The organism is Chryseobacterium sp. HNCC26DJ238, from assembly GCF_057180465.1.
Genome location: NZ_JBXUGI010000009.1, coordinates 19538 through 42895, shown reverse-complemented (window position 1 = coordinate 42895; position 23358 = coordinate 19538). Strand labels below are relative to the sequence as shown.

Below are 23358 nucleotides of genomic sequence, written 5' to 3'. Positions count from 1 at the left end.
CCCAATAGAAAAGAAATTATTTTGAAGATAAAATATATTAATATGATTACCAAAATTTGGAATGTAATTTTTCAGATTTCCTGCCTCTTATTCGCAGGAATGTTATATTCTCAGAACGATCCCCTCAAATTTGGAATCAAGGCAGGCTGGAATTACTCCAGTGTCAATGCAATTGATGAAACAGGTCAACCTTCAGGTTATTTAAGTGGGATCATTGATGAAATTTATGGAGGCTTCGTCTTTGAAAAACAAATATCCAAAAAATCATTTATTCAAATTTCACCTACAGTTTCTTTCACTGACGATATTACCTTTATAGAGTTGCCTGTTTATTACAAATATAATTTTTACAAACGTTTTTCGTTATTGGCAGGAGGAAAACTAAATTACATTCCTGACGAACAATATAATAATTTCAACTATTTCTCAAAGAGATTTGGTATCAGCACAGATATAGGTATAGATTATAAGCTATCTGAGCATTTTACTGTTGAAGGTACTTTTTCAAAAGGATTTACAAAACAGTTTAATCAATTGGCATTAACCTACTATGAAGCCCGAAGAGATGTTTACAGAATCGGGGTAATCTATTTTTTCTGATTCTGTCGGATTGATTTATTTACTTAAAAATAAGTAAGGCGGAACTGACAGTTCCGCCTTACTATGTATTATAGTGTTAGAATTATTAAGCCTTTGTATCCGGCACAAATACTCTTTGTCCCAATTCCTGATCAAACAGATATAATGCTGAAGGATTTTCACTCACCATTTTAATTTTAGTGACATACTGTGATGCACTGGCTTCCTCTTCTACCTGCTCATTGATGAACCACTGCAGAAAAGAAGTCGTTGCAAAATCTCCTTCATCATTGGCATTTTTAACAATATTAAAAATACTTCTTGTTACAGTTTTTTCATGCTCTAGCGCTTTTACAAAAATATCTACTGCATTGTCAAATACATGCGGCGGTTTTGGAATTTCGCCAACGATAATTTCGCCTCCTACATCGTTAAGATAGTCAAACATCTTATCTGCGTGCATTAATTCCTCTTTGCTCTGAACTCTGAAATAATTAGCAATCCCATCCAGATCCTTTGCTGAAAACCATGCAGACATGGAAAGATAATACTGAGCAGCATATTGCTCGTGAGCTATTTGTTCGTTGATGAGTTGTGCAATTTTTTCGCTTACCATAATAAAAAATTTATACTCAAAAATACGTATTATATCACAAATTGAAAAATTTACGCAGAAATTTAGATTTAGATTGAATATAAAAAGGGTGGAACTACTTCCACCCTCCAACATTAAAAATCAAATTACGTAAACAATCAGTTCACCTGAGGCTGAGGAGCCGGCTTCAAACCGTGTCTCATCTTTCGGTCTCCCTTCATTCCCTTTTCTTTCATCATCGCTCTTCTCTCCTCCATTTTAGCCTTCTTGCCAGCCTGCCATTTATCATATTGTTCCGGTGAAAGAATTTTCTTCATATCGTTATCCATCTGTTCCCTTTTGGCTTTCATCTGCTCCATCCTTGCCTGTCTCTGCTCTTTGTTTTTATCAAACTCATTCTTCATTTCGGCTTTTCTTTTTTCATGCAGGTTTTTAATTTGAGCAACCTGACTCTGGTTCAGGTTCAGATCTTTCTGCATCGCAGTTATTCTTTCCTGTTCTCTCTGCTGCATTTTCTGCTCCATTTCTGCTCTGTTTACTTTTTTGTCCTGCGGAACCTGTTGAGCCATTGCAAAACTTCCTACTCCGATCAATGCTATTGCTAATACTAATTTTTTCATTTTTACTTTAATTAATTGTTTTGTTATGTCTTTTTGATACATAATAAAAGACGAAGTTAAAATACAAAATTCATAAAATATGTTAATTTTAATTATTAATTCATCAACATTATTTAAAAATAAAAAGAGATCAGGCAAAAAACCTGATCTCTACACCACTCAAATATAATATATGAAAACTAATTATTAACTAAACTGCTTCTAAAACCGCCTGAACTTCTACCATCCCCTCTGTTGTTCTGCTCTCGTGGAGAACTGTTTTGAATTCTCGGACCCGAACTTTCACTTTTCTGTTGGGATCTAAATCCGCCGTTTCCTCTCGTTCCGCTATTTTCAGTTCTGGGAGCAGACGGTCTCGGGATACCAGCCTCAGAGTTCCTGTTATTATTTCTGAACCCTCCTCCTGCATTTTCATTTCTTCTGATCCCATTATTTTCCCGTGTTCCACTGTTGCTACGAATTCCATTATCAGAATTTCTGAATCCTCCTGAATTTCCATTATTTCTTCGTACAGCATTATTATTTTGATTTCTAAATCCGCCTGATGAATTGCTATTAGAATTTCTGAAACCTGAATTTCTGACTACATTCAATGTTGGATTATCATTTCTACGAAAACTGTTTCTGTCGACTCTGTAAATATTGATATTTACATTTCGGTATCTTGGCATTACTCTGAACCTCGGCGAATAATATGACCTTCTGTAGTTTTGAAAATAAGCGATCGGCCTGTGTCCCTGGTAATAATTATTCTGAAAAACTACAAATACCCTGGGCCCCAGGATTCTCTCCATTGCATAAAACCTGTCGTAGTACCAACGGTCCGGATTATATCTGTAAAAGCTGTTCCAGTTTGAAAAACTGGAGTACAGATTATTCAGGTATAGAATCTGGTCTATCTGCCAACGGTTTAACCTATTCTGCTGAAAAAAAACATTCCAGTTAACATTGACAATACTGTTTTTGTAATCATTATAATAACTCTGATAGTAATCCTGGGGATAATAATCCTGAGGATAATTATAATAATAGTCGTCAGGAAAATAATTCTGATCATCCTGATCAGAATAATATCCGTCATTATTTCCATATCCATCATGATATCCATTATCAGGATATTGCTGAGCAAACGACAAAATCGATAAAGTCAAAGCAAATCCCAAAAGTATTTTTTTCATTTCTATAATCATTAATTGGTTAATACAAAAGAACTCTCATTCCTGTCTTTTGGATATAAAGACAAAAAAGAAGTTAAACCCTAAAGTAAAACTTCTTTCATTAAATCATTAATCAATTGATTATCAATTCTATTATTTTCATTATGCGCGACCGCTATCTTTTAACCAATAGGCTATTTTCTGATTAAATGTTGAATTTTCTTTTAAATTTTCAATGTTTACATGCATTCTATAGCGCCAATAGTGTGGGAATACTGCAGGATTGTTAATCCTTTCATTATCCATGTTGGGATTGGTCAAATGTTCATCGGTTGCTAAAAATTCCTGAAGGGGGAAAATGGCTAACATAGCATCATTATATAAATGTTGTTTCATAATAATTTCTGCCAAATGCGGTTCGAGATTTTCAGGTGCTTTCCCATATTGCATAAGCTGCTGATTATAATACTGCTGTGTGAGGTGATGATCCTCTTTCCACCATTGTCTTAATGTTGAACTGTCATGAGATGATGCTGTCACTACATTCATATAATCCACATTTTTAGGATCATAGAAAAGGATCTTCTCTGAAGGCATACGCTGAACTTTAAGGGCAACAATTGCCAGTTCGTTCATCACTTCAGGCACGCAATCCGGAACCATCCCCAAATCTTCCCCACAAATCAACATTTTTGTAGCATTTAATATTATAGGAAGCTTTTCCATCGCTTTTTCCTTCCACAGGTAATCCTGTCTTTTGAAGAAATAATCAATATACAATTCATAGATTGACTGTTTCTCCCAATCTGAAAGATATTGATAGGATGCGGTTTTAAAAGCATCAAACCTTGGATGGAATACTGTTTCCCCATCTCTTTCTTCTGTTACAAACAACACATTCGCACATAATGTAATCAATTGTTCTTCGACTACGCCACCAGGTTTTTTCTTAAAATAATCTGAAATTTTTCTCTGTGTATCAAATTCTTCTTTGAATGAATACGTACCGTCAAGATTATCATTTAAAAAATCTAAAGCCTGATTGCTCTGCTCTCCAAAATAATTCCATAGAATCAGATCATTGATATAGGGTTTGCAGTATCTGTCGAAATGAAAAGGAATGTGTCTTGCCTTAAATTCTTCATACACAACCGGGACAGCAGGATAAAAATATCCGAGAATCCCCTGAACAGCAGAAACAGGCATCCTCCAGATTCTGAAAAACCCTAAAATGTGATCAATCCGCATCGCATCAAAATACTGTTCTAATGCTTTGAACCTGTTTTTCCACCATTGATAACCGTCAGCTTTCATGGCTTCCCAATCATATGTCGGAAACTCCCAGTTTTGTCCGATCTCCGTAAACTGATCCGGAGGTGCACCAGCCTGGAAATCCATTCCGAACAGTTCAGGCTCAGCCCATGCTTCTACAGAATATCTGTAAATTCCAATCGGCAGATCGCCTTTTAAGGAAACTCTCTTATCATGAAGATATTCTACAGCATCCTTTAACTGCCTGTGAAGCTGAAACTGCACCCAAGCATGGAGCATAGAGCTGTCATAATCTTTATTTTTCGGCGAGAAAAAGGGTGAAATTTTGCCGGCAATATATTTCTTATGAGTTTTCCACTTATTAAAGTCAGGCGTATTATATTTATCTCTGAGCACGCAGAACGCAGAGTAAGGCAAAAGCCATTTTTCATTTTCTTTAATAAATTTCTTAAAATTCTTATCCTTATAAATATTCTCTTTTTCAGAACTGAATACAGCTTTCAGATATTTCCATTTGGAAGAAATGACTTTTTCATAATCAATTAAATCTAATGAATTTAATTCAGATTTTTCATCTTGATACTCTTCAACTAATTCTTTCGGTAATTTGAAATCTAAATTCTGAACAGAAATATATTGTGGATGTAAAGCATATACAGAAACTGCTGCGTACGGGTACGAATCTGTCCATGAATAATTTGCCGTAGTATCATTAATCGGAAGAATCTGAATAATCCCAAGTGAGACTTCATTAGCCCAATCTGCGAGTTTTTTCAAATCAGAAAATTCACCAACTCCAAAACCCTCTTCACTTCGCAAGGAGAAAACAGGAACTGCTACTCCCGCATCATGGTACATCTGGTAAGACTTAAAACGGAAATAATGATCTGAAGAAATCTGAAGAACATCTTTTTGAAGATTAGGAACTGTATATCTGTTATCTCCACTTTCAACGTCAATTACTTTTCCTGCGGATTTGTCAAAAATTGCATATTTATACTGAATTAAATTATTTTCAGAAATATCAACAGATGCCTCCCAAATCCCAAAATCTGTCTGAGAAAGACGAACAGTCTTATCAGGATCCCAATTTCCTAAGGACTCCACGTTCCCAAACAACACAATTTCCCAGTCCTGATTATATATTGGCGCTTCGATTCTGAATAAATGGCTGTGCTTTTTAAGTACCGCCAGTTTTTTGGGTCTAAACTGATTCAGTTTATTATATAATATCTTATTATTGAGATAATTTTCAGGAAAATTCTTACTGTTCCATTCATCAAAAATTAAAAATTCTTTATAATTATGGGGAAAATTCAGTTGATGTGAAACAAATTCCTGTCTCAAAATATTATTTTTATCGTCAATAAGCTGATAATGATAAGAAACTGATTTTGAAAAATAATCAACCTCACATTTCCAGTATCCATCCTCTGTGTAAAACATCGTATGCTTCTGAGCTGCATTATCCTCTTCATTAATTATCAACTGGAGGTTTTCACCAGCATTTGCCCGATATCCAACGTTAAAATATAACTTCATCTATCTTTTTTTTATAAAAATACAGTTTTAAAATTGAATTGCAAACGGTTACAGTATCAAATAATCATTAAAAAAACAACCTTTTCTCAAGTTTGAAAAAAGGTTGTTTTAATTATTTAAAGGCGAAAATTATTCTTTTACCAGAATTTTTTTATTCAGTAAAGACTTACCTGATTCCTCAGTAATATTAACAATATAAGAACCGCTGATCAGGTTTTTAATATCAAGTCTTTGATTCAGCTGTCCCTCTTTCACTGACAGTTTCTGGGTCAGCACCATCTTTCCTGAAATATCAAAGATGCTGACATTGATATTTCCTTTAACCGACTGATCATTGGCATTCACGTAAATAAAATGTTCATCAACCTGTGTCGGATAAACATCTATTTTAGCAAGAACACTTGCAGAAACTGCTCTGTCATTTGCAAAATATTTACTTGCCAAATCGTAAATATGTAAATTAGTTTTCCCCGGAAGCTGTTTAGCCTCAAGATTTTCAAGACCTAATTCATATAACGCTGCACCTTTAGCACTTGCAATGACCACTTTACCCTGCGAATTTACAGCCGCTCCATTCACTGAATAATTTTCCGGAAGTCCTGATATTTTTCCTATAAATTTCGCTTTTAACTCCTTGGGTGAAATTTTAAAGACATTTCCCGATGTTGCGAAAACATAAAAATTATGATCTGCATCTGCAATCATATCACCACCAAAACCTGTTTCCAATGATGTGAAAGAATTCTTGCCGTTTGAGACATCATCTTCTATAATTCCAAGGTCGTTAACTACAAACTGATTGTTCTTTTTAATGATCTGAATAAACTGCGTTCCTGAATTGTTGACAGCATAGATATTTCCGTCATAACCTGTAGTCATTCTGGTGATATGTGAATTGATATCACAAGATGTAACTCTTGCAACTGTATTTTCAACTAAAGTAATTTCTTTTGTTTTCCGGTTTAAAACATAAATATTGGGTGAAAACATCGGCATATAAACCAGATTATCACCTGAATAATCATACGCCAAAGCTGCTAAAGAAGCAGACTGTGCATGACCGAACGAAGTCTTATCTTCAGTAATTAAAGTTTTTTTGGACTGGGAAATCACCTTTGCTTCTGATGATACCCCAAAAACACTTTGACCAGAAGTTCCGTCTGCATTCATCGCACGAAAATCACTGAACTCAATTCCGGGAGAATCTTTTCCTGTAAGCGCAAAAAAATCCTGCTGTGCACTGACTGTATTTCCAAGTATTAATAGAATAATAGGGAATAAATGTTTTTTCATAGGTATTAATTTATTTGTAATTGTTTTATTGTTACTAAGTTAAACAATTTTCAAATTGCTTTTTAAAAAAATTAGAATTAAAATTGATCTGTTTGTCTGAATTCAAGTTTTCATAACGATCTCACATCTTTCCTATGACATTCAGCTGTATAAAAAACTCCCGAAGACTGAATGGACAAGCAGATAATTATATTTAAATCTGGATAGTCCGTTCATTCTGCGAGAGCTCTGTTAAGCTTAGGGAAATTTATTTTTAATTTAAAACATAAGAAGTTCCGTCTCTTCCGTCTTTTAATTCAATACCTTCAGCTAAAAGTTTATCTCTGATCTGATCAGAAAGATCAAAGTTTTTAGATTTTCTTGCCTGATTTCTCAATTCAATCAAAACCTGCAATGTCTGGTCTAATTTTTCATTATTGTTTTCTTCAATCGTCCGAAGACCCAAAACATCAAATATAAGCGCACTCAGAGTTGCTTTCAAATCTTTCAGATCTTCTGTGGAAACTGTTTCTTTCTCATCTTTTAACGCAAAAATAAATTTTACAGCTTCAAATAGATGCGCAATCAAAACCGGAGAATTGAAATCATCCGTCAATGCATCATATGCTTTGACTTTCCAATCTTTCAGGTTAAACCCAGATTCTTTCTGGTCATTTGGAGATACTGAATTTAATATTTTAAATGCGTCCATTAATCTGGTAAAGCCTTTTTCACTGGCAATCATGGCGTCATTGGAAATATCCAAAACACTTCTGTAATGCGCCTGTAAAAAGCAGAAGCGAACAATTGTGGGATGAAAAGGCTTTTCAAAGAAATCATTTTCTCCTGAAACTAACTGTTTCGGTAAAATATAATTTCCGGTAGACTTACTCATTCTCTGGGAATTCATTGTCAGCATATTGGCATGCATCCAGTAATTAACCGGCTCTACATCATTGCATGCTTTTCCCTGGGCAATCTCACATTCGTGATGTGGAAATTTAAGATCCATTCCACCTCCGTGAATGTCAAATCTGTCTCCCAAATACTTTGTACTCATGGCAGTACATTCTAGATGCCATCCCGGAAAACCTTCTCCCCATGGAGAGTTCCAGCGCATAATATGTGCGGGGGATGCTTTTTTCCATAAAGCAAAATCCTGTGGGTTTTTCTTTTCTCCCTGTCCATCAAGATCTCTGGTATTGGCAAAAAGTTCTTCTATATTTCGTTTTGAAAGCTCACCATAATTCAGGCCCCTTTTGTTGTACTCAAGAACATCAAAATAAACCGATCCGTTGCTCTCGTAAGCAAAACCTTTTTCAATTAATTTTTGTGTCAGTTCTATCTGCTCAACAATATGCCCCGTTGCAGTAGGCTCAATATTGGGAGGAAGAAGATTAAACATTTCCAAAACCTTATGAAAATCGACTGTATATTTCTGTACAATTTCCATGGGTTCTAATTTTTCCAGTCGGGTCTGCTTTACGAATCTGTCGTTATTTACATCTCCATCATCCGTCAGGTGACCGGCATCAGTAATGTTCCTTACATACCTTACCTTATAGCCTAAATGCATTAAACTTCTGTAAATAAAATCGAAAGATAGAAACGTACGCACATTTCCTAAATGTACATTACTGTAGACGGTAGGTCCACAAACGTACATCCCGACATTTCCTTCTAAAATCGGATTGAATATTTCTTTTTCCGCTGTAAGCGAATTGTATATTTTTAGCTGCATTATTTGATTTGAAATTTGAGGTTTGAAATTAATTCATGACAAAATTATCCACAACAAATAACTGTTATGAAAAAAATCTTGTTTGAAACTTTTCTAAATTTTATCATTTCTTTATTCTAATAATCAAGTTTGGCGTGGCTTCCTACGTAATGTAGAAACTCCTGTCTTGTAATAGGATTGGTTCTGAAAATCCCGCTCAATTCGGCTGTGATCGTAGAGCTTGCGGTATCTTTGATTCCCCTGCAGTTGACGCAAAGATGTTTTGCATCAATGATACAGGCTACATTTTGTGTTCCCAAAGCTTCTTTCAGAGCATCAACAATCTGCATTGTCAGCCTTTCCTGAACCTGTGGCCGTTTGGCGTAGTAATCTACGATTCTGTTGATCTTTGAAAGCCCTATAACATCACCATTGGAAATATAGGCAACATGTGCTCTTCCAATAATCGGCAAAAAGTGATGTTCACAAAAGGAATATACGGTAATATCTTTCTCCACCAACATCTGGCGGTATTTATATTTATTTGAAAACGTAGAAATTCCGGGTTTGTTTTCAGGTAGAAGTCCACCGAAAATTTCATTAACATACATTTTAGCAACTCTTTTCGGAGAATCTTTTAAAGAATCATCATCCATGTCTAACCCCAAAGTTTCCATAATTTCTCCGAAAAGCTTCGTGATAATTTCTATTTTCTCCTGTGGCGATTTCTCAAAAGCATCTTCACGGATAGGCGTATGCTCTTTTCCAGTAAAAATATCATCATCGTTATCGGTAAAATCAACCATTTTATTTATTTTGCAACAAAAATACGGATAAAATTAATTCTATATTTTAATTTAGCTCAAATTTGAATTACCTTTCCCATCAATTATCTTAAATATTTATGATTACCGTTGAAGAAGTACTGAGTGACGCACATAAAAAAGAATTCCTGGAGTTTCCTGCAAGACTCTATCAAGACGACAAAGCGTATATCCGTCCTTTGGATAAAGATATCGAAAATGTATTTGACATCAGTAAGAATAAATGTTTTGCCCATGGCGAAAGCAAACGTTTTCTGTTTAAGAACAGTGAAGGTGAAACCATAGGAAAAACAGCTGTTTTTGTTAACAGCCAGTATATTGAAAAACAGCCAACAGGAGGGATTGGTTTTTTTGACTGTATCAATGACCAGGAAACTGCCAATTTCATATTTGATTACTGCAAAGACTGGCTTCAGGAAAAAGGAATGGAAGCAATGGACGGCTCAATCAATTTCGGAGAACGGGACAAATTCTGGGGCGTGCTGATTGAAGGTTTTTCCCAGCCTCTGTATGGAATGAATTATAATTTCCCTTATTACAGGGAACTCTTTGAAAATTACGGATTTGAAATTTATTTCAATCAGTTATGTTTCAGCAGAAAAGCTCACGCTCCCACTTCAAGAATCTTTAATATCATGCATGCAAAGCATTCTAAGAATGAAGCATTTTCAGCTAAGCCTGTCACGAAAGTGAATATTAATAAATTTGCAGAAGATTTTTATACCATTTATAACAAGTCATGGGAAAGTCACGGAGGAGGAAAACAAATGTCATTGAATGAAGTAAAAAAGCTTTTCAACAATATGAAACCGGTCATGAATGAACACATAGCCTGGTTTGCCTATGAAAACGGCAATCCGATCGCTATGTGGATTAACATCCCTGATCTTAATCAGTGGTTTAAATATCTTAATGGGAAATTCGGAATATGGGGAAAACTGAAATTTCTATATTATAAAACTTTCAAGCATAATTCTAAATTTGTTGGTTTGATTTTTGGAGTTCTCCCAGAGTGGCAGAACAAAGGAGTAGAAGGCTACCTTATCGTAGAAGCAGCTAAACATTTTCAGGTTGCCACGAGATTCGAAGATTTCGAAATGCAGTGGATTGGCGATTTTAACCCTAAGATGCTTGGTCTTGCTAAACATCTTGACACTGAAGTTACCAGAAAGCTGGCAACTTACAGATATTTGTTTGACAGAAATAAGGAATTTGAGAAACATCCGGTTGTTTAATCTAAAATATAAATTTTATGGATTCATTAATTTTCGTATTGATACTGTTCGTTCTTTTTATTTTATCTATCCCTGCAATTATATTCCTAATTGCCTATTTGGCCGCTAAAAGCAGAAAGAAAAAACAAAATGTGCTTTTAGAACAGATTGGTACTCCTGAATACTATGCTTTCGTTCGTTATAATATGGGAAACACTCAGGATCAGTTCTTTAAATTAAAGGCTTTTCAGGGAAGTGGAATTATTTATATCGAAGACCGCAAAATTATTTTCAGGGATACTTTGAATCTTAACCCACACACATTTATTGCAGATGAATCGACAATTAAATGGGAAGATGTTAATCTGGTCAACGGCTTATTAAAATGGTTTTCAATCAGTGATAATTCTAAAAAATATTTTTTTAATATAGAAAGCGGGATGTTTATTTTTAATACGAACTCCTCAAAACCGACAACCAAAAGTGTATTTGACAGATTGATACAATACCAAAACGAACTATAAAAAAGTAGGGCTTTAGAATATTCTAAAGCCCTACTTTTTTATTATTACTAACTATCTAAAATAATTCCCCTGCCACTTTCTTAATATTATCACTTTTCCCCATCGAGTAAAAGTGCAGGACCGGAACGCCAAAATCAAGAAGTTCACGGCATTGACTGACTGCCCATTCAACGCCAATCTGTTTTACGGCTTCATTATTTTTTGCATTTTCTACTGCATTAATTAAGTCTTCAGGCAGATCTATATTAAAAACCTGCGGTAATAATTTCAAATGTTTTTTGGTGGCTATTGGTTTGATTCCTGGAATAATAGGAACCGTAATACCCATTTCTCTTGCTTTGGTAACAAATTCAATGAATTTTTTATTGTCAAAAAACATTTGTGTAACAATATAATCAGCACCGGCATCTACTTTTTGTTTCAGCCACTTCAAATCATAATTCATGGATGGAGCTTCCATATGTTTTTCCGGATATCCTGCCACGCCGATACAGAATTTGTTGTGCTCCTCGCACGCCTGTTCATCATGAAGATATTTACCTCTCCCCAAATCACTGATCTGACGCACAAGGTCCATAGCACTTGCATGACCGTTGGGAGTTGGCTCAAAATACTGATGCCCTTTCATCGCATCACCGCGAAGTGCCATGATATTGTCAATCCCCAAATACATACAGTCTACCAAAAGGTACTCTGTTTCTTCCTTGGTAAAACCACCACAAAGCAGATGGGGAACAGTATCTACATTATATTTATGCTGTATCGCTGCACAGATTCCCAAAGTCCCCGGACGCATTCTTGTAATTCTCCGCTCCATCAAACCATTCCCTTTATCAATATAAATATACTCTTCTCTTGAAGTAGTAACATCAATAAACGGAGGTTTAAATTCCATTAAAGGTTCAATATTCGTATATAAATCTTCAATCCCTATTCCTTTTTGAGGCGGAACAACCTCTAAAGAAAACAGAGTTTTGCCATTGGCATTTTTTATATGGTCTGTGATTTTCATTTAATAAATAGTAAGTTTAATTTTTCTGAATGACTCATCGCTTTTGAGGAAGATAAAAGCCCTAAATTCCGTCTGCTAAATTGGGTGAAAGCCATTTCTTTGCCTCTCTCAAAGAGATCCCTTTTCTCACTGAGTATTCTTTTACCTGCTCTTCTGTTATTTTTCCCAAACCGAAATACTTAGCATGCGGGCTTCCAAAATAATATCCGGAAACGGCCGCAGTAGGAAACATTGCTAAACTTTCAGTAAGGTAAACACCTATATTTTCTTCTACTTTTAAAAGATCCCAAATCGCATGCTTTTCCAAATGGTCCGGACATGCAGGATAACCGGGAGCAGGACGTATTCCTTTGTATTTTTCAGCAATCAGATCTTCATTGCTTAAATTTTCCTGATTCGCATACCCCCAATATTCTGTACGCACTTTTTTATGCAAAAATTCCGCATAAGCTTCTGCAAAACGGTCAGCGATTGCTTTTACCATAATGGCGTTGTAATCATCGTTGTCTTTTTCATACTGATCCGATAATTCATCTGTTCCGAAACCTGTACATACACAGAATGCACCCATATAGTCAGTTTTTCCAAGACTTTTTGGAGCAATAAAATCACTTAATGCGATATAATCTTTGCCTTTTGATTTCTGAACCTGTTGTCTCAGAGTTAAAAACTTAACCTTTTCCTGATCATCTTCATCATAAATTAAGATATCATCGGTTTCGTTAGCATTGGCTTTAAAAATTCCAAATATTGCTTTTGCCACTAACAGCTTTTCATCAATAATTTTTTTTAAAATTTTCTTTCCGTCTTCAAATAATTCTCTGGCCTGTTCACCTACAACTTCGTCTTGAAGAATGTTAGGATATTTACCGTGCAGATCCCAGCTTCTGAAAAATGGAGACCAGTCGATGAAAGGAATCAACTCTTCTAAATCCTGATTTTCAAAAACCTGAATCCCCAATTGGTTTGGGGTAAAAATCTCTTCGTTGTCCCAATCGATTTTAAATTTATCCGCTCTCGCCTGTTCAAGCGAAACGTAATCCTTATCAATTTGTCTGTTCAAAAACTTCTCACGAAAATCTGAATAATCGCTTTTCAGATCATCAACGTATTCTTTATTTCTGTCACCAAGCAAAGAACTTACAACATTTACCGCTCTTGAAGCGTCATTAACGTGAACCACTGCATTTTTATATTTTAAGTCGATCTTGACTGCAGTATGCGCTTTTGAAGTCGTAGCACCACCGATCAGCAGTGGAAAATTAAGATTTTGGCGTTCGAGTTCAGATGCGATATACACCATTTCATCTAAACTAGGCGTAATCAATCCACTTAGGCCAATAACATCTACATTATGATCAATTGCGGCCTGAATAATTTTCTCTGCAGGAACCATTACTCCCAAATCGACAATTTCATAATTATTACAACCCAAAACTACACTTACAATATTTTTTCCGATATCATGAACGTCTCCTTTTACAGTAGCCATTAATATTTTTCCGTTAGGTTTCTGAGCCACATCTTTTTCAGCTTCGATAAATGGCTGCAGATAGGCAACAGCTCTTTTCATGACACGCGCAGATTTTACTACCTGCGGAAGAAACATTTTTCCGGCACCAAATAAATCTCCGACAACTCCCATCCCTGTCATCAGATTGACTTCAATTACATGAAGCGGTCTTTCAGATTGCAATCTGGCTTCCTCGACATCTTCTTCGATGAAACGGTCAATTCCTTTGACCAGAGAATGTGTAATTCTCTCCTGCAGAGGATACGTACGCCATTCTAATTCTTCAACTTTTTCTTTTTTAACCGATTTGTTTCTTTCAGAATAATCTAATAAACGCTCTGTAGCATCTTCTCTTTTATCAAGAATAACATCTTCTACAAGCTCTAAAAGTTCTTTATTGATCTGATCATAGACCTCCAGCATTGCAGGATTTACAATTCCGATATTCATTCCTGCCTGGATGGCGTGGTAAAGAAAAACTGAATGCATGGCTTCACGCACAGTATCATTTCCACGGAAAGAGAAAGAGACGTTAGAAACGCCGCCACTTACAGAAGCATAAGGAAGATTCTGTCTCACCCATCTGGTTGCTTCAATAAAATCAATTGCATTTCTGCGGTGTTCATCCATCCCGGTAGCAACCGGAAATATATTTAAATCAAAAATAATATCTTCTGCGGGAAACTTTACCTCATTAACCAGAATATCATAGGACCGTTTTGTAATCTCCAGTCTTCGCTCATAATTATCAGCCTGTCCGACCTCATCAAAAGCCATAACAATAACGGCTGCACCATATCTTTTAATTGCTTTTGCATGTTTTACAAACTCTTCTTTTCCTTCTTTTAAACTGATCGAGTTTACCACGCATTTCCCCTGAACAACCTGCAGACCAGCTTCCAGAATTTCCCATTTTGAAGAATCAACCATGATGGGAATCTTGGAAATGTCAGGTTCAGAACCGATAAGGTTAAGGAATTTAATCATCGAGGCTTTACCATCGATCAGTCCGTCATCAAAATTAACATCAAGAATCTGAGCTCCCCCATCTACCTGATCCCTCGCAATATCCAAAGCTTCGGAAAATTTTTCTTCTTTAATTAGCCTTAAAAATTTTTTAGACCCGGCCACATTGGTTCTTTCACCAACATTGATGAAATTACTTTCCGGGGTTATAATCAAAGGCTCAAGGCCTGATAATCTTAAATATTTCATAATTTAATTTAGTAATGTATCGACGTAACAGGCAACAATTCGTTTTTTTGATTTCATAATAATAACATCAATTGTTACATTATTAAAATTATTATACTGATACATTAAATTTCCTTGGCTCGTATTTATCTACCAGATCAGCAATTGCTTTTATATGCTCAGGAGTTGTTCCGCAGCATCCTCCGATAATATTAATCAATCCTTTTTCTACGTATTCCTTGATCTGACCAGCCATCTGTTCCGGAGATTCATCATACTGACCGAATGCATTAGGAAGTCCTGCATTGGGATATGCTGAGACACAAAATTCTGAATTGTGTGCTAAAGTTTCTAAGTATGGCGTTAACTGACTGGCTCCCAAAGCACAGTTAAATCCTACACTTAATAAATTTAAATGTGAAATTGAAATAAGAAATGCTTCAGCAGTCTGACCGCTCAACGTTCTTCCTGAAGCATCGGTAATTGTCCCCGAAACCATGATCGGGATTTCTATTCCTCTTTCTTCCTGAATTTCGTCAATCGCAAACAGGGCTGCTTTTGCATTGAGGGTGTCAAAAATGGTTTCAACCAAAAGGATATCTGAGCCTCCATCAAGCAAAGCTTCAGACTGCTGCTTGTAGGCAGTTCTCAATTCGTCAAAGGTAATTGCCCGATATCCCGGATCATTCACATCCGGACTTAAGCTTGCCGTTCTGTTAGTTGGTCCAATAGAACCCGCAACAAATCTTGGTTTATCAGGATTTTTGGCAGTGAATTCATCACAGACTTTTCTGGCAATTTTTGCTGATTCATAGTTGAGCTCATAAACCAAACCTTCCATGTGATAATCTGCCATTGCGATGGTTGTTCCGGAAAATGTATTGGTTTCCAGAATATCTGCTCCGGCTTCAAGGTATTTTCTGTGAACTTCTTCGATAGCCTCAGGCTGCGTAAGCGAAAGAAGATCATTATTCCCCTGTACCGGATGCTCCCAATCTTTGAAACGCTCGCCACGGTAATCTACTTCCTGAAATTTATATCTCTGAAGCATGGTTCCCATAGCTCCGTCGAGAATGAGAATGCGTTCTTGTAATACTTTATATAGTTGTTCTGAATTTTTCATTTTATTTATTATGACCTATTTTAACAGGATTGCATCCTATACTTTATAAAATCGTCCCATTGCGACTTTGATCTGAAAATCTTTAAGTTTTCCAAATCATTTTCATTCATGAATTGAAGTACAAATCTTCAACATAGCCCCGATGGAAGCGGCATCCTTTTTTGTTTTCTCAAAATAAAAAAGATATAGCGGACAGCGGGTAGAAGTTTGTTTTGAAGACTTTCTCTGTTGCTCCTGAAACAAATCTCTGCTTAGAATGATAATATCAACCTAAAGCTTGTTTCAAGTCAGCAATGATATCATCCACATTTTCCAGGCCTACGGAACAACGGACCAATCCCGCGGTAATTCCCACCTCATTCCTTTCTTCATCAGACAGTTTAGAATGCGTTGTTGATGCAGGATGTGTTACAATTGTTCTCGTATCTCCCAGATTGGCAGAAAGTGAGCACATTTTTATTTTATCTAAAAAATTCCTACCGCCATCAATACCGCCCTTAATTTCAAAAGCAACGACATTTCCTCCCAATTTCATTTGCTTCTTTGCAATTTCATAATTTGGATGAGATTTTAAAAACGGATATTTTACCAAATCTACGTTCGGATGACTTTCAAGAAATTCTGCAACTTTTAATGCATTTTCACAATGTCTTTCAACACGGATTGCCAAAGTTTCCAAACTTTTTGACAGTACCCAGGCATTAAACGGCGACATAGCAGGGCCCGTATTTCTTGCGAAAAGATAAATTTCCCTGATCAGATCTTCTTTTCCGACAGCTACCCCGCCTAAAACCCTTCCCTGACCATCAATCAATTTCGTAGCTGAATGCACAACAATATCAGCACCATACCTAATTGGTTGTTGCAGATATGGTGTAGCAAAACAGTTGTCAACAATGAAAATCAGATTATGCTTTTGGGCAATCTTTCCAAAAAATTCCAGATCTAAAATCTCGATTGCCGGGTTTGTAGGTGTTTCCAGATATAAAATCTTTGTATTGGGCTGAATATAATTTTCTACATTTTCAGAATCTTCTGCTTTAAAATAAGTAGTTTCGATATTCCATTTTGGAAAATATTTTGTGAACAATGTATGAGTAGAACCGAAAACTGACTGACAGCTTACAATATGATCACCCGCATTGAGAAGCGCAGCAAAAGTTGAATAAATTGCTGCCATACCCGTTGCAAAAGCATAACCGGCTTCAGCACCTTCCATTAGTGCTATTTTATCAGTAAATTCTGTGACATTAGGGTTTGAAAACCTGCTGTACAGATTTTTGCTTTTTTCTTCTGCAAAACTCGCCCTCATGTCTTCAGCATCTTCAAAAATAAAACTTGAGGTCAGATACAGCGGAGTAGAATGCTCATCAAACTGAGTTCTTTCAGTCTGAGTTCTTATTGCGAGGGTTTCAAAATTTTCCATAAAAATTTAAATTTATCAATCTGCCAGGGTAACAATTCAGTTTTAAGGAAATACCCGAAACTCTCATTGTTAAACTGTAAGATTGTTATACTGTTACATTAATCTCTTCTTTATTTAGTTTCACTTAACCTTAAAATATCTCCGAAAACTCCTCTTGCCGTAACTTTAGCTCCGGCTCCCGCTCCCATAATAACAATTGGATTTTCTTCGTAGCTTTCGGTATAAATTTCAAAAATTGAATCTGAACCTTTTAACTGTCCTAAAGCAGAAGTTGCGGGTACTGAAATCAATTTTACATCAAGTTCACCTTTTTCTTTCTGTAAGTCACCATGCAAATCACCTACGTATCTTAATACGTGATCGGGCTGCTGATCTCTCTTAATTTTATCATACTTATCATCCAATTCTTCCAATCGTGAAAGGAATTCCTGTTTAGAAACAGAAAGCAGGGATTCGGGAACTAAATTTTGAATATTAATATCATTAAACTCATTAATTAAGTCTAATTCTCTTGCTAAAATCAACAGTTTTCTGGCCACATCGTTTCCTGACAAATCCTCTCTCGGATCAGGTTCCGTAAAACCTTTTTCCAAAGCTTCATTAACAATAACCGAAAACTTATCATTCCTCAAGGAAAAGTTATTGAAAACATAGCTCAATGTTCCTGAAAAAACCCCTTTGATCCTGGTAATATTTTCTCCTGACAAGTGTAAAAGCTTGATGGTGTCAATTAGAGGCAATCCAGCCCCCACATTAGTTTCATACAGATAACGTTTATTACTTTTATTCAATATATATCTTAATTTCCGATATTCCTCTATAGGAAGCGTATTGAAAATTTTATTCGATGAAACCAGATCAAAGCCATTTTCCGCAAGAGCCTGATAGTTTTTTACAAAATCTGCACTTGCTGTGTTATCTACGACGATCAGGTTTTCAAGTTGGTTTTCTTTTGAGAAATTAATTAATTCGTCAACACTTGAAGATTTTTCAGATGCAAAAACCTCATCACTCCATTGGCTGTCAAATCCTTTTTTATTGAAAGCTATTTTTCTGGAGTTGGCAACTGCCACCACTTTCAGGTGTATATTTTTCCTTCTTTTTATTTCTTCCGAAGAATGCAAAACCTGTTCAATTAGGGTTTTCCCTACATTTCCATGCCCGATAATGGCCAGGTGCACCGTTTTAGGTTTTTTAAAAATTTCGGACTCTATAATATTTTTAGTTTTCTCATCCTGAGAAGAAGTAACAACAATATTGATTCTCTTCTCACTTGAATTTTGGTTTAGGATCAAAGGAAAAACATTGTTTCTTGCTAACTCTGTAAGTATTTTATTCAAATCATCGGCTATAAAACCGATGACAGAAACATTGTTGATGCTGTAAATCTGTGAAACTTTACCGGATTTTCTTTCGTCTGCAAATTCTTCAATCAGACAGGTCACTGCTTTTTCAGAATCATCTTCGTGTACAAGTATTGAAAGACCGTTTTCAACTGCCTGCTGAGAAATCACTCCCACACTGATCCTCGCTAAAGTCAGTGCTTTAAAAACACGTCCGTCGATCCCTATTTCACCCAGAAAATCTGCTCCTTCAAATTTAATGATTGATCTGTTTTTAAAAAATTTAATTTCGTTTGCATTAATCTTTTTCATGTTTTATGTATTTATTTAATTTACTATAGGATACAATTCGTAAAGCTGTATTCTATAAAATATTTTTTATGATATAATTTAACTGTTCATATTCCATCAGAAAGGCATCATGCCCATGAATTGATTTGATCTCGTGGTAGAAAACGTCTTCTTTTTTACTTTTCAGCTTTTCAAAACACATCCGTATTTCGGAAGCAGGAAAGAATAAGTCTGTATCTACAGAGATCATGTGCATTCGTGCTTTGATCTTATTTAGAGATTTATCATCGGTATTGATATTCATAAGCAAATGATTCATCAGTTGATATGATTTTAAATTAAACCGTTCCGCAAGAACATTTCCGTGATAGTTCAGCCATTCTTCGGATTCCAGCTGCTGCTTTTCCTGATTGAATTTATTTTTAAACCGGTCATTTAAAGACTGTGGGGTCCTATAGCACAGCATTGCATGAATTCTTGCTTTCTTTAGTGGTTCTTCATTTCCACTAAGCAAAAATTGCTGAACAAGACATTGGGCGTGCAACCAATCGTGTGTTTTAGAATCACAGGCTATTGGAATAAAAAGCTCTGCTAAACCGGGATTTTTAGACAGCATTTCCCAACCGATCGCTCCTCCCAGTGAACCGCCTATAATAGCATTTATATTTTTGATATTCAAATTTTCAAGACCTTTCAGAAATATATTGGCGATATCTGAAGGAGTAAAGTCTGAATACTGTTCAATAAAAAAATCATCATATCCGTTTCCTGGAATATTGAAACACAGCACTGTATATTGAGTTGTATCAATAACCTGATTTTCACCGATCAGCTGTTTCCACCATCCTTTTTCTCCTGTAACATTAGAGTTTCCGGTTAAAGCATGATTTACTAAAATTAAAGGTGCTGTAAACAGTTCTTTCCCAAAAAGCTGATAGCTTAATGGGATCTGATATTCTTTTTGAGAATCGGTTTTATACAAAAAATTAATATGTAGCAGTTCTGTTTTCAATTTTATATTATTAAAATAAACTTGAAAATGCCATAAAGGAATGGCTGAAAGAACTTCAGTAAGTTATCTGTCCAAAATAAAATTTTTGGTAGAACGTAGCACCTTCTTTGTTTGCACAAAGGGTTGCTAAGGCTTCACAGGGTCTATCCCTCAACCTTTCTTGATAACATTTTCAATATGTAAATGAACGAGTGATGCAAATATATAACATTTCTCTTAAATATTAAAAAAAATATTTTCCGTCAAAATTTCTTTCATCAGAAGCATTTTAGCAGCATGTTAAGAATTATTAAGCTGAAAAAAATTGTTTCTTTTTGCTAAAAAATCTACCTTAGCTATGAAAATGATGTTATATGAGTGTTGAAAAACAGAGACTAAAAGATAAAAACTGGCTGAATTGGGGTCCGTATGTAAGTAACAGGCAGTGGGGAAATGTACGTGAAGACTATAGCACAAATGGTGATGCCTGGCGTTTTGCAAATCATAACAATGCCGAAAGCTACGCCTATCGCTGGGCAGAAGAAGGTATTGCCGGAATTTCTGATACCAAGCAGCTGTTTTGTTTCGCACTTTCATTCTGGAATAAGAATGATGAAAGAGTCAAAGAACGTTTTTTCGGATTGAGCAACCCTCAGGGAAATCACGGGGAAGATATCAAAGAAATCTTCTATTATCTGGACAATACGCCGACACACAGCTATATGAAGCTGGTTTACAAATATCCTATTAATCAATTTCCGTATGAAGATCTGGTGTCAGAAAATGGCAGACGGAGCAAGAAGGATCCTGAATATGAAATCATCGATACAGGTATTTTTGATAATGATGAGTATTTTGATATTTTCATTGAATACTGCAAAAGTAATATAGATGATATTTTAGTTAGGGTGACTGTCTGTAACCGAAGTAATCAGGATGCTCCCATCGTTGTAATACCTACAGGCTGGTACAGAAACAACTGGAAGTGGGGATATAATGAATATATGGGGCAGTTGGAAGATTCTCATGATGGATGTATCAATATCAATCATGACAGCGTTCCGTTAAAAAAGTTTTATTCTAAAAGAAAGGATGCTCAAAGGGTATTTTGTGACAATGAAACCAATAATCCTAAACTTTACGGAAGTCCGGAAGTTGAAAACAGTTATTACAAGGACGGAATTAATGATTATATTGTTCATCAGAAAAATACTGTAAATCCCGATAAAAGAGGTTCGAAAGCTTCATTTGTTGTTGAAGCAGAGGTGAAAGCGGGACAGTGTGAAGTATTTGAATTCAGACTGGCACCTCATGAAATGGATGATGCATTTCATGATTTTGAAACTCTTTTTAATACCAGAATTTCTGAAGCCAATGAATTTTACGAAGAAATCCAGCAGGATGTCTGCAACGAGGATGAAAGAAATGTACAGCGTCAGGCCTTTGCAGGACTTCTCTGGAACAAACAGTTTTATCACTATAATGTAGGTAAATGGCTGAAAGGCGATCCTAATCTTGAAGCCCCTAGAGATTTTAATAATTATGTAAGAAATACTGAATGGGATCATCTTCATAATAAAGATATTATTTCAATGCCTGATAAGTGGGAATATCCCTGGTATGCTACATGGGATCTGGCATTCCATTGTGTTCCTTACGCAATCATCGACGGTGATTTTGCCAAAAACCAACTTCTTCTTCTTACGAAAGAATGGTACATGCATCCGAACGGACAAATGCCGGCATACGAATGGAATTTAAGCGATGTCAATCCTCCCGTACATGCCTGGTCATGTTTCAGAGTTTTTAAAATTGATGAGAAGACGAACGGCAAACCCGATCTGTTGTTTTTAGAAAAGGTTTTTCAGAAATTGCTTCTAAATTTTACCTGGTGGGTTAACCGTAAAGATAAGAATGGCAAAAATATTTTTGGCGGTGGATTTCTCGGACTTGATAATATCGGAGCATTTGACAGAAATATGGAACTGAAAGACGGGGAGCATCTGGAACAGGCTGACGGAACAAGCTGGATGGCAATGTATGCCCTGAATATGATGCGTATTGCTATGGAGCTGGCACAGTATTATAAGGTGTATGAAGATATGGCGATCAAATTCTTTGAACATTATCTTTATATCGCTGAAGCAATGGAAAGCATGGGTGAAGACAAAGAAGGTCTTTGGAACGAAGAAGATGGATTCTTTTATGATGTACTACAACTTGGAAACGGAGAAAGTGTGACTTTACGTTTACGAAGTATTGTAGGTCTGATCCCTTTATTTGCTGTAGAAATTATCGATCATCATCTTTTAGATAAAATGCCCAATTTTAAAGCAAGAATGGAATGGGTACTCAAAAATAAGCCTGAATTGGCAAATTTGGTTTCACATTGGGATGAAGAGGGAAGCGGAAGAAAACATCTGATGAGCATTCTCCGTAGAACAAGGCTTAAAAAAGTTCTGAAAAGGATGGTTGATGAAAAAGAATTTTTAAGTTCTTACGGGATCCGTGCAATGTCAAAAGTATATGAAGAAAATCCTTTTGTATTCACTGTTCATGGTAATAAAAATGTGGTTCACTACACACCTGCAGAAAGTGACAGCAGAATGTTTGGCGGAAACAGTAACTGGAGAGGACCGATATGGTTTCCTATTAACTTCCTAATCGTAGAGAGCCTGCAGCGTTTTCATTTTTATTACGGAAACAGTCTGAAAATTGAATTCCCTACGGGAAGCGGTGAACATAAAAATCTTGATGAGGTTGCATCTGATATCAGCAGCAGACTTTGTTCCATATTCTTAAAAGATGAAAGTGGACAAAGAGCTTTCAATGGAGGAAATTACAAATTTAATTACGACCCAAACTTTAAGGACTATATCACATTCTTTGAATATTTTCATGGAGATAATGGTCGTGGTGTAGGAGCATCTCATCAAACAGGATGGACTGCAACAGTAGCAAAACTGATGAAGCCTAGACTGGCGTGATGATAAGTTTAAGATAATAATTAAGCCGGGATTTAAATATCCCGGTTTTTTTTGGTTCCTGCATTTTTTATCTTTTACATGAAACAGAGAATTCACCATTATAAAAAACACATAAAGACAGATTATTATTTAAAATATAACTGAAACATCCAAAACAGC

General features: G+C 35.8%; 17 protein-coding genes and 1 riboswitch. Of the genes, 4 read left to right on the top strand and 13 right to left on the bottom strand.

Annotated elements, in window-relative coordinates:
• Positions 1-42 precede the first annotated feature (42 nt).
• Entirely contained in the window at positions 43-600 is a 558-nt protein-coding gene (locus AC2A07_RS10065) for a hypothetical protein (RefSeq protein WP_484050275.1), read from the top strand.
• A gap of 85 nt (positions 601-685) precedes the next feature.
• Here the strand turns inward: AC2A07_RS10065 and AC2A07_RS10060 are convergent, their stop codons facing one another.
• The 7 genes from AC2A07_RS10060 to folE form a co-directional block, all read right to left on the bottom strand.
• Positions 686-1195, bottom strand: coding sequence for a ferritin-like domain-containing protein (locus AC2A07_RS10060; RefSeq protein WP_314498236.1), 510 nt, complete (start codon positions 1193-1195; stop codon positions 686-688).
• A 137-nt stretch (positions 1196-1332) separates the two neighbouring features.
• Entirely contained in the window at positions 1333-1794 is a 462-nt protein-coding gene (locus tag AC2A07_RS10055) for a hypothetical protein (protein WP_314498234.1), read from the bottom strand.
• 179 nt (positions 1795-1973) lie between these two features.
• Complete coding sequence (locus tag AC2A07_RS10050) at positions 1974-2972, bottom strand: hypothetical protein (RefSeq protein ID WP_484050274.1); 999 nt, start codon at positions 2970-2972, stop codon at positions 1974-1976.
• Positions 2973-3113: 141 nt separating this feature from the next.
• A complete protein-coding gene (locus tag AC2A07_RS10045) occupies positions 3114-5765 on the bottom strand; it encodes a 4-alpha-glucanotransferase (RefSeq protein ID WP_484050273.1) in 2652 nt (883 codons plus the stop codon).
• A 129-nt stretch (positions 5766-5894) separates the two neighbouring features.
• Positions 5895-7058: a T9SS type A sorting domain-containing protein gene (locus tag AC2A07_RS10040; protein ID WP_484050272.1), complete on the bottom strand. Its 1164-nt coding sequence runs from the start codon at positions 7056-7058 to the stop codon at positions 5895-5897.
• A 253-nt stretch (positions 7059-7311) separates the two neighbouring features.
• Positions 7312-8778, bottom strand: coding sequence for a cysteine--tRNA ligase (gene cysS / locus AC2A07_RS10035; RefSeq protein WP_484050271.1), 1467 nt, complete (start codon positions 8776-8778; stop codon positions 7312-7314).
• A 116-nt stretch (positions 8779-8894) separates the two neighbouring features.
• Complete coding sequence (folE, locus tag AC2A07_RS10030) at positions 8895-9563, bottom strand: GTP cyclohydrolase I FolE (protein WP_314498224.1); 669 nt, start codon at positions 9561-9563, stop codon at positions 8895-8897.
• 98 nt (positions 9564-9661) lie between these two features.
• On the opposite strand from folE, the gene AC2A07_RS10025 reads away from it, so the two are divergent.
• Together AC2A07_RS10025 and AC2A07_RS10020 are read left to right on the top strand one after the other, a co-directional pair.
• The gene (locus AC2A07_RS10025) at positions 9662-10816 is read left to right on the top strand and encodes a hypothetical protein (protein WP_484050270.1); all 1155 of its coding nucleotides are present in this window, start codon (positions 9662-9664) and stop codon (positions 10814-10816) included.
• A 17-nt stretch (positions 10817-10833) separates the two neighbouring features.
• Complete coding sequence (locus tag AC2A07_RS10020) at positions 10834-11319, top strand: hypothetical protein (protein ID WP_484050269.1); 486 nt, start codon at positions 10834-10836, stop codon at positions 11317-11319.
• Positions 11320-11374: 55 nt separating this feature from the next.
• Here the strand turns inward: AC2A07_RS10020 and metF are convergent, their stop codons facing one another.
• The 6 genes from metF to AC2A07_RS09990 all read right to left on the bottom strand — a co-directional run bounded on the left by metF (position 11375) and on the right by AC2A07_RS09990 (position 20233).
• Positions 11375-12331 carry a methylenetetrahydrofolate reductase [NAD(P)H] gene (gene metF, locus AC2A07_RS10015; RefSeq protein ID WP_484050268.1) on the bottom strand — a complete coding sequence of 319 codons (957 nt, stop codon included), beginning with the start codon at positions 12329-12331 and terminating at the stop codon, positions 11375-11377.
• 61 nt (positions 12332-12392) lie between these two features.
• Positions 12393-15059: a methionine synthase gene (gene metH, locus AC2A07_RS10010; protein WP_484050267.1), complete on the bottom strand. Its 2667-nt coding sequence runs from the start codon at positions 15057-15059 to the stop codon at positions 12393-12395.
• Positions 15060-15150: 91 nt separating this feature from the next.
• The gene (locus tag AC2A07_RS10005) at positions 15151-16161 is read right to left on the bottom strand and encodes a homocysteine S-methyltransferase family protein (RefSeq protein WP_314498215.1); all 1011 of its coding nucleotides are present in this window, start codon (positions 16159-16161) and stop codon (positions 15151-15153) included.
• Between the two features lie 265 nt (positions 16162-16426).
• Positions 16427-17587, bottom strand: a complete 1161-nt coding sequence (locus AC2A07_RS10000) for an O-succinylhomoserine sulfhydrylase (RefSeq protein ID WP_484050266.1) — start codon at positions 17585-17587, stop codon at positions 16427-16429.
• 110 nt (positions 17588-17697) lie between these two features.
• Positions 17698-19242: an ACT domain-containing protein gene (locus AC2A07_RS09995; RefSeq protein WP_484050265.1), complete on the bottom strand. Its 1545-nt coding sequence runs from the start codon at positions 19240-19242 to the stop codon at positions 17698-17700.
• 52 nt (positions 19243-19294) lie between these two features.
• Positions 19295-20233: an alpha/beta fold hydrolase gene (locus tag AC2A07_RS09990; protein WP_484050264.1), complete on the bottom strand. Its 939-nt coding sequence runs from the start codon at positions 20231-20233 to the stop codon at positions 19295-19297.
• 60 nt (positions 20234-20293) lie between these two features.
• A riboswitch (SAM riboswitch) is annotated at positions 20294-20403 on the bottom strand.
• Positions 20404-20586: 183 nt separating this feature from the next.
• Here AC2A07_RS09990 and AC2A07_RS09985 point away from each other — a divergent pair.
• The gene (locus AC2A07_RS09985) at positions 20587-23199 is read left to right on the top strand and encodes an MGH1-like glycoside hydrolase domain-containing protein (protein WP_484050263.1); all 2613 of its coding nucleotides are present in this window, start codon (positions 20587-20589) and stop codon (positions 23197-23199) included.
• Positions 23200-23358 lie beyond the last annotated feature (159 nt).

What these genes read in the sequence shown, in the direction of transcription:
- AC2A07_RS10065 (WP_484050275.1), top strand. Translation starts at nt 43, where the DNA reads ATGATTACCAAAATTTGGAATGTAATTTTTCAGATTTCCTGCCTCTTA.
- AC2A07_RS10060 (WP_314498236.1), bottom strand. Translation starts at nt 1,195, where the DNA reads ATGGTAAGCGAAAAAATTGCACAACTCATCAACGAACAAATAGCTCAC.
- AC2A07_RS10055 (WP_314498234.1), bottom strand. Translation starts at nt 1,794, where the DNA reads ATGAAAAAATTAGTATTAGCAATAGCATTGATCGGAGTAGGAAGTTTT.
- AC2A07_RS10050 (WP_484050274.1), bottom strand. Translation starts at nt 2,972, where the DNA reads ATGAAAAAAATACTTTTGGGATTTGCTTTGACTTTATCGATTTTGTCG.
- AC2A07_RS10045 (WP_484050273.1), bottom strand. Translation starts at nt 5,765, where the DNA reads ATGAAGTTATATTTTAACGTTGGATATCGGGCAAATGCTGGTGAAAAC.
- AC2A07_RS10040 (WP_484050272.1), bottom strand. Translation starts at nt 7,058, where the DNA reads ATGAAAAAACATTTATTCCCTATTATTCTATTAATACTTGGAAATACA.
- cysS (WP_484050271.1), bottom strand. Translation starts at nt 8,778, where the DNA reads ATGCAGCTAAAAATATACAATTCGCTTACAGCGGAAAAAGAAATATTC.
- folE (WP_314498224.1), bottom strand. Translation starts at nt 9,563, where the DNA reads ATGGTTGATTTTACCGATAACGATGATGATATTTTTACTGGAAAAGAG.
- AC2A07_RS10025 (WP_484050270.1), top strand. Translation starts at nt 9,662, where the DNA reads ATGATTACCGTTGAAGAAGTACTGAGTGACGCACATAAAAAAGAATTC.
- AC2A07_RS10020 (WP_484050269.1), top strand. Translation starts at nt 10,834, where the DNA reads ATGGATTCATTAATTTTCGTATTGATACTGTTCGTTCTTTTTATTTTA.
- metF (WP_484050268.1), bottom strand. Translation starts at nt 12,331, where the DNA reads ATGAAAATCACAGACCATATAAAAAATGCCAATGGCAAAACTCTGTTT.
- metH (WP_484050267.1), bottom strand. Translation starts at nt 15,059, where the DNA reads ATGAAATATTTAAGATTATCAGGCCTTGAGCCTTTGATTATAACCCCG.
- AC2A07_RS10005 (WP_314498215.1), bottom strand. Translation starts at nt 16,161, where the DNA reads ATGAAAAATTCAGAACAACTATATAAAGTATTACAAGAACGCATTCTC.
- AC2A07_RS10000 (WP_484050266.1), bottom strand. Translation starts at nt 17,587, where the DNA reads ATGGAAAATTTTGAAACCCTCGCAATAAGAACTCAGACTGAAAGAACT.
- AC2A07_RS09995 (WP_484050265.1), bottom strand. Translation starts at nt 19,242, where the DNA reads ATGAAAAAGATTAATGCAAACGAAATTAAATTTTTTAAAAACAGATCA.
- AC2A07_RS09985 (WP_484050263.1), top strand. Translation starts at nt 20,587, where the DNA reads ATGAGTGTTGAAAAACAGAGACTAAAAGATAAAAACTGGCTGAATTGG.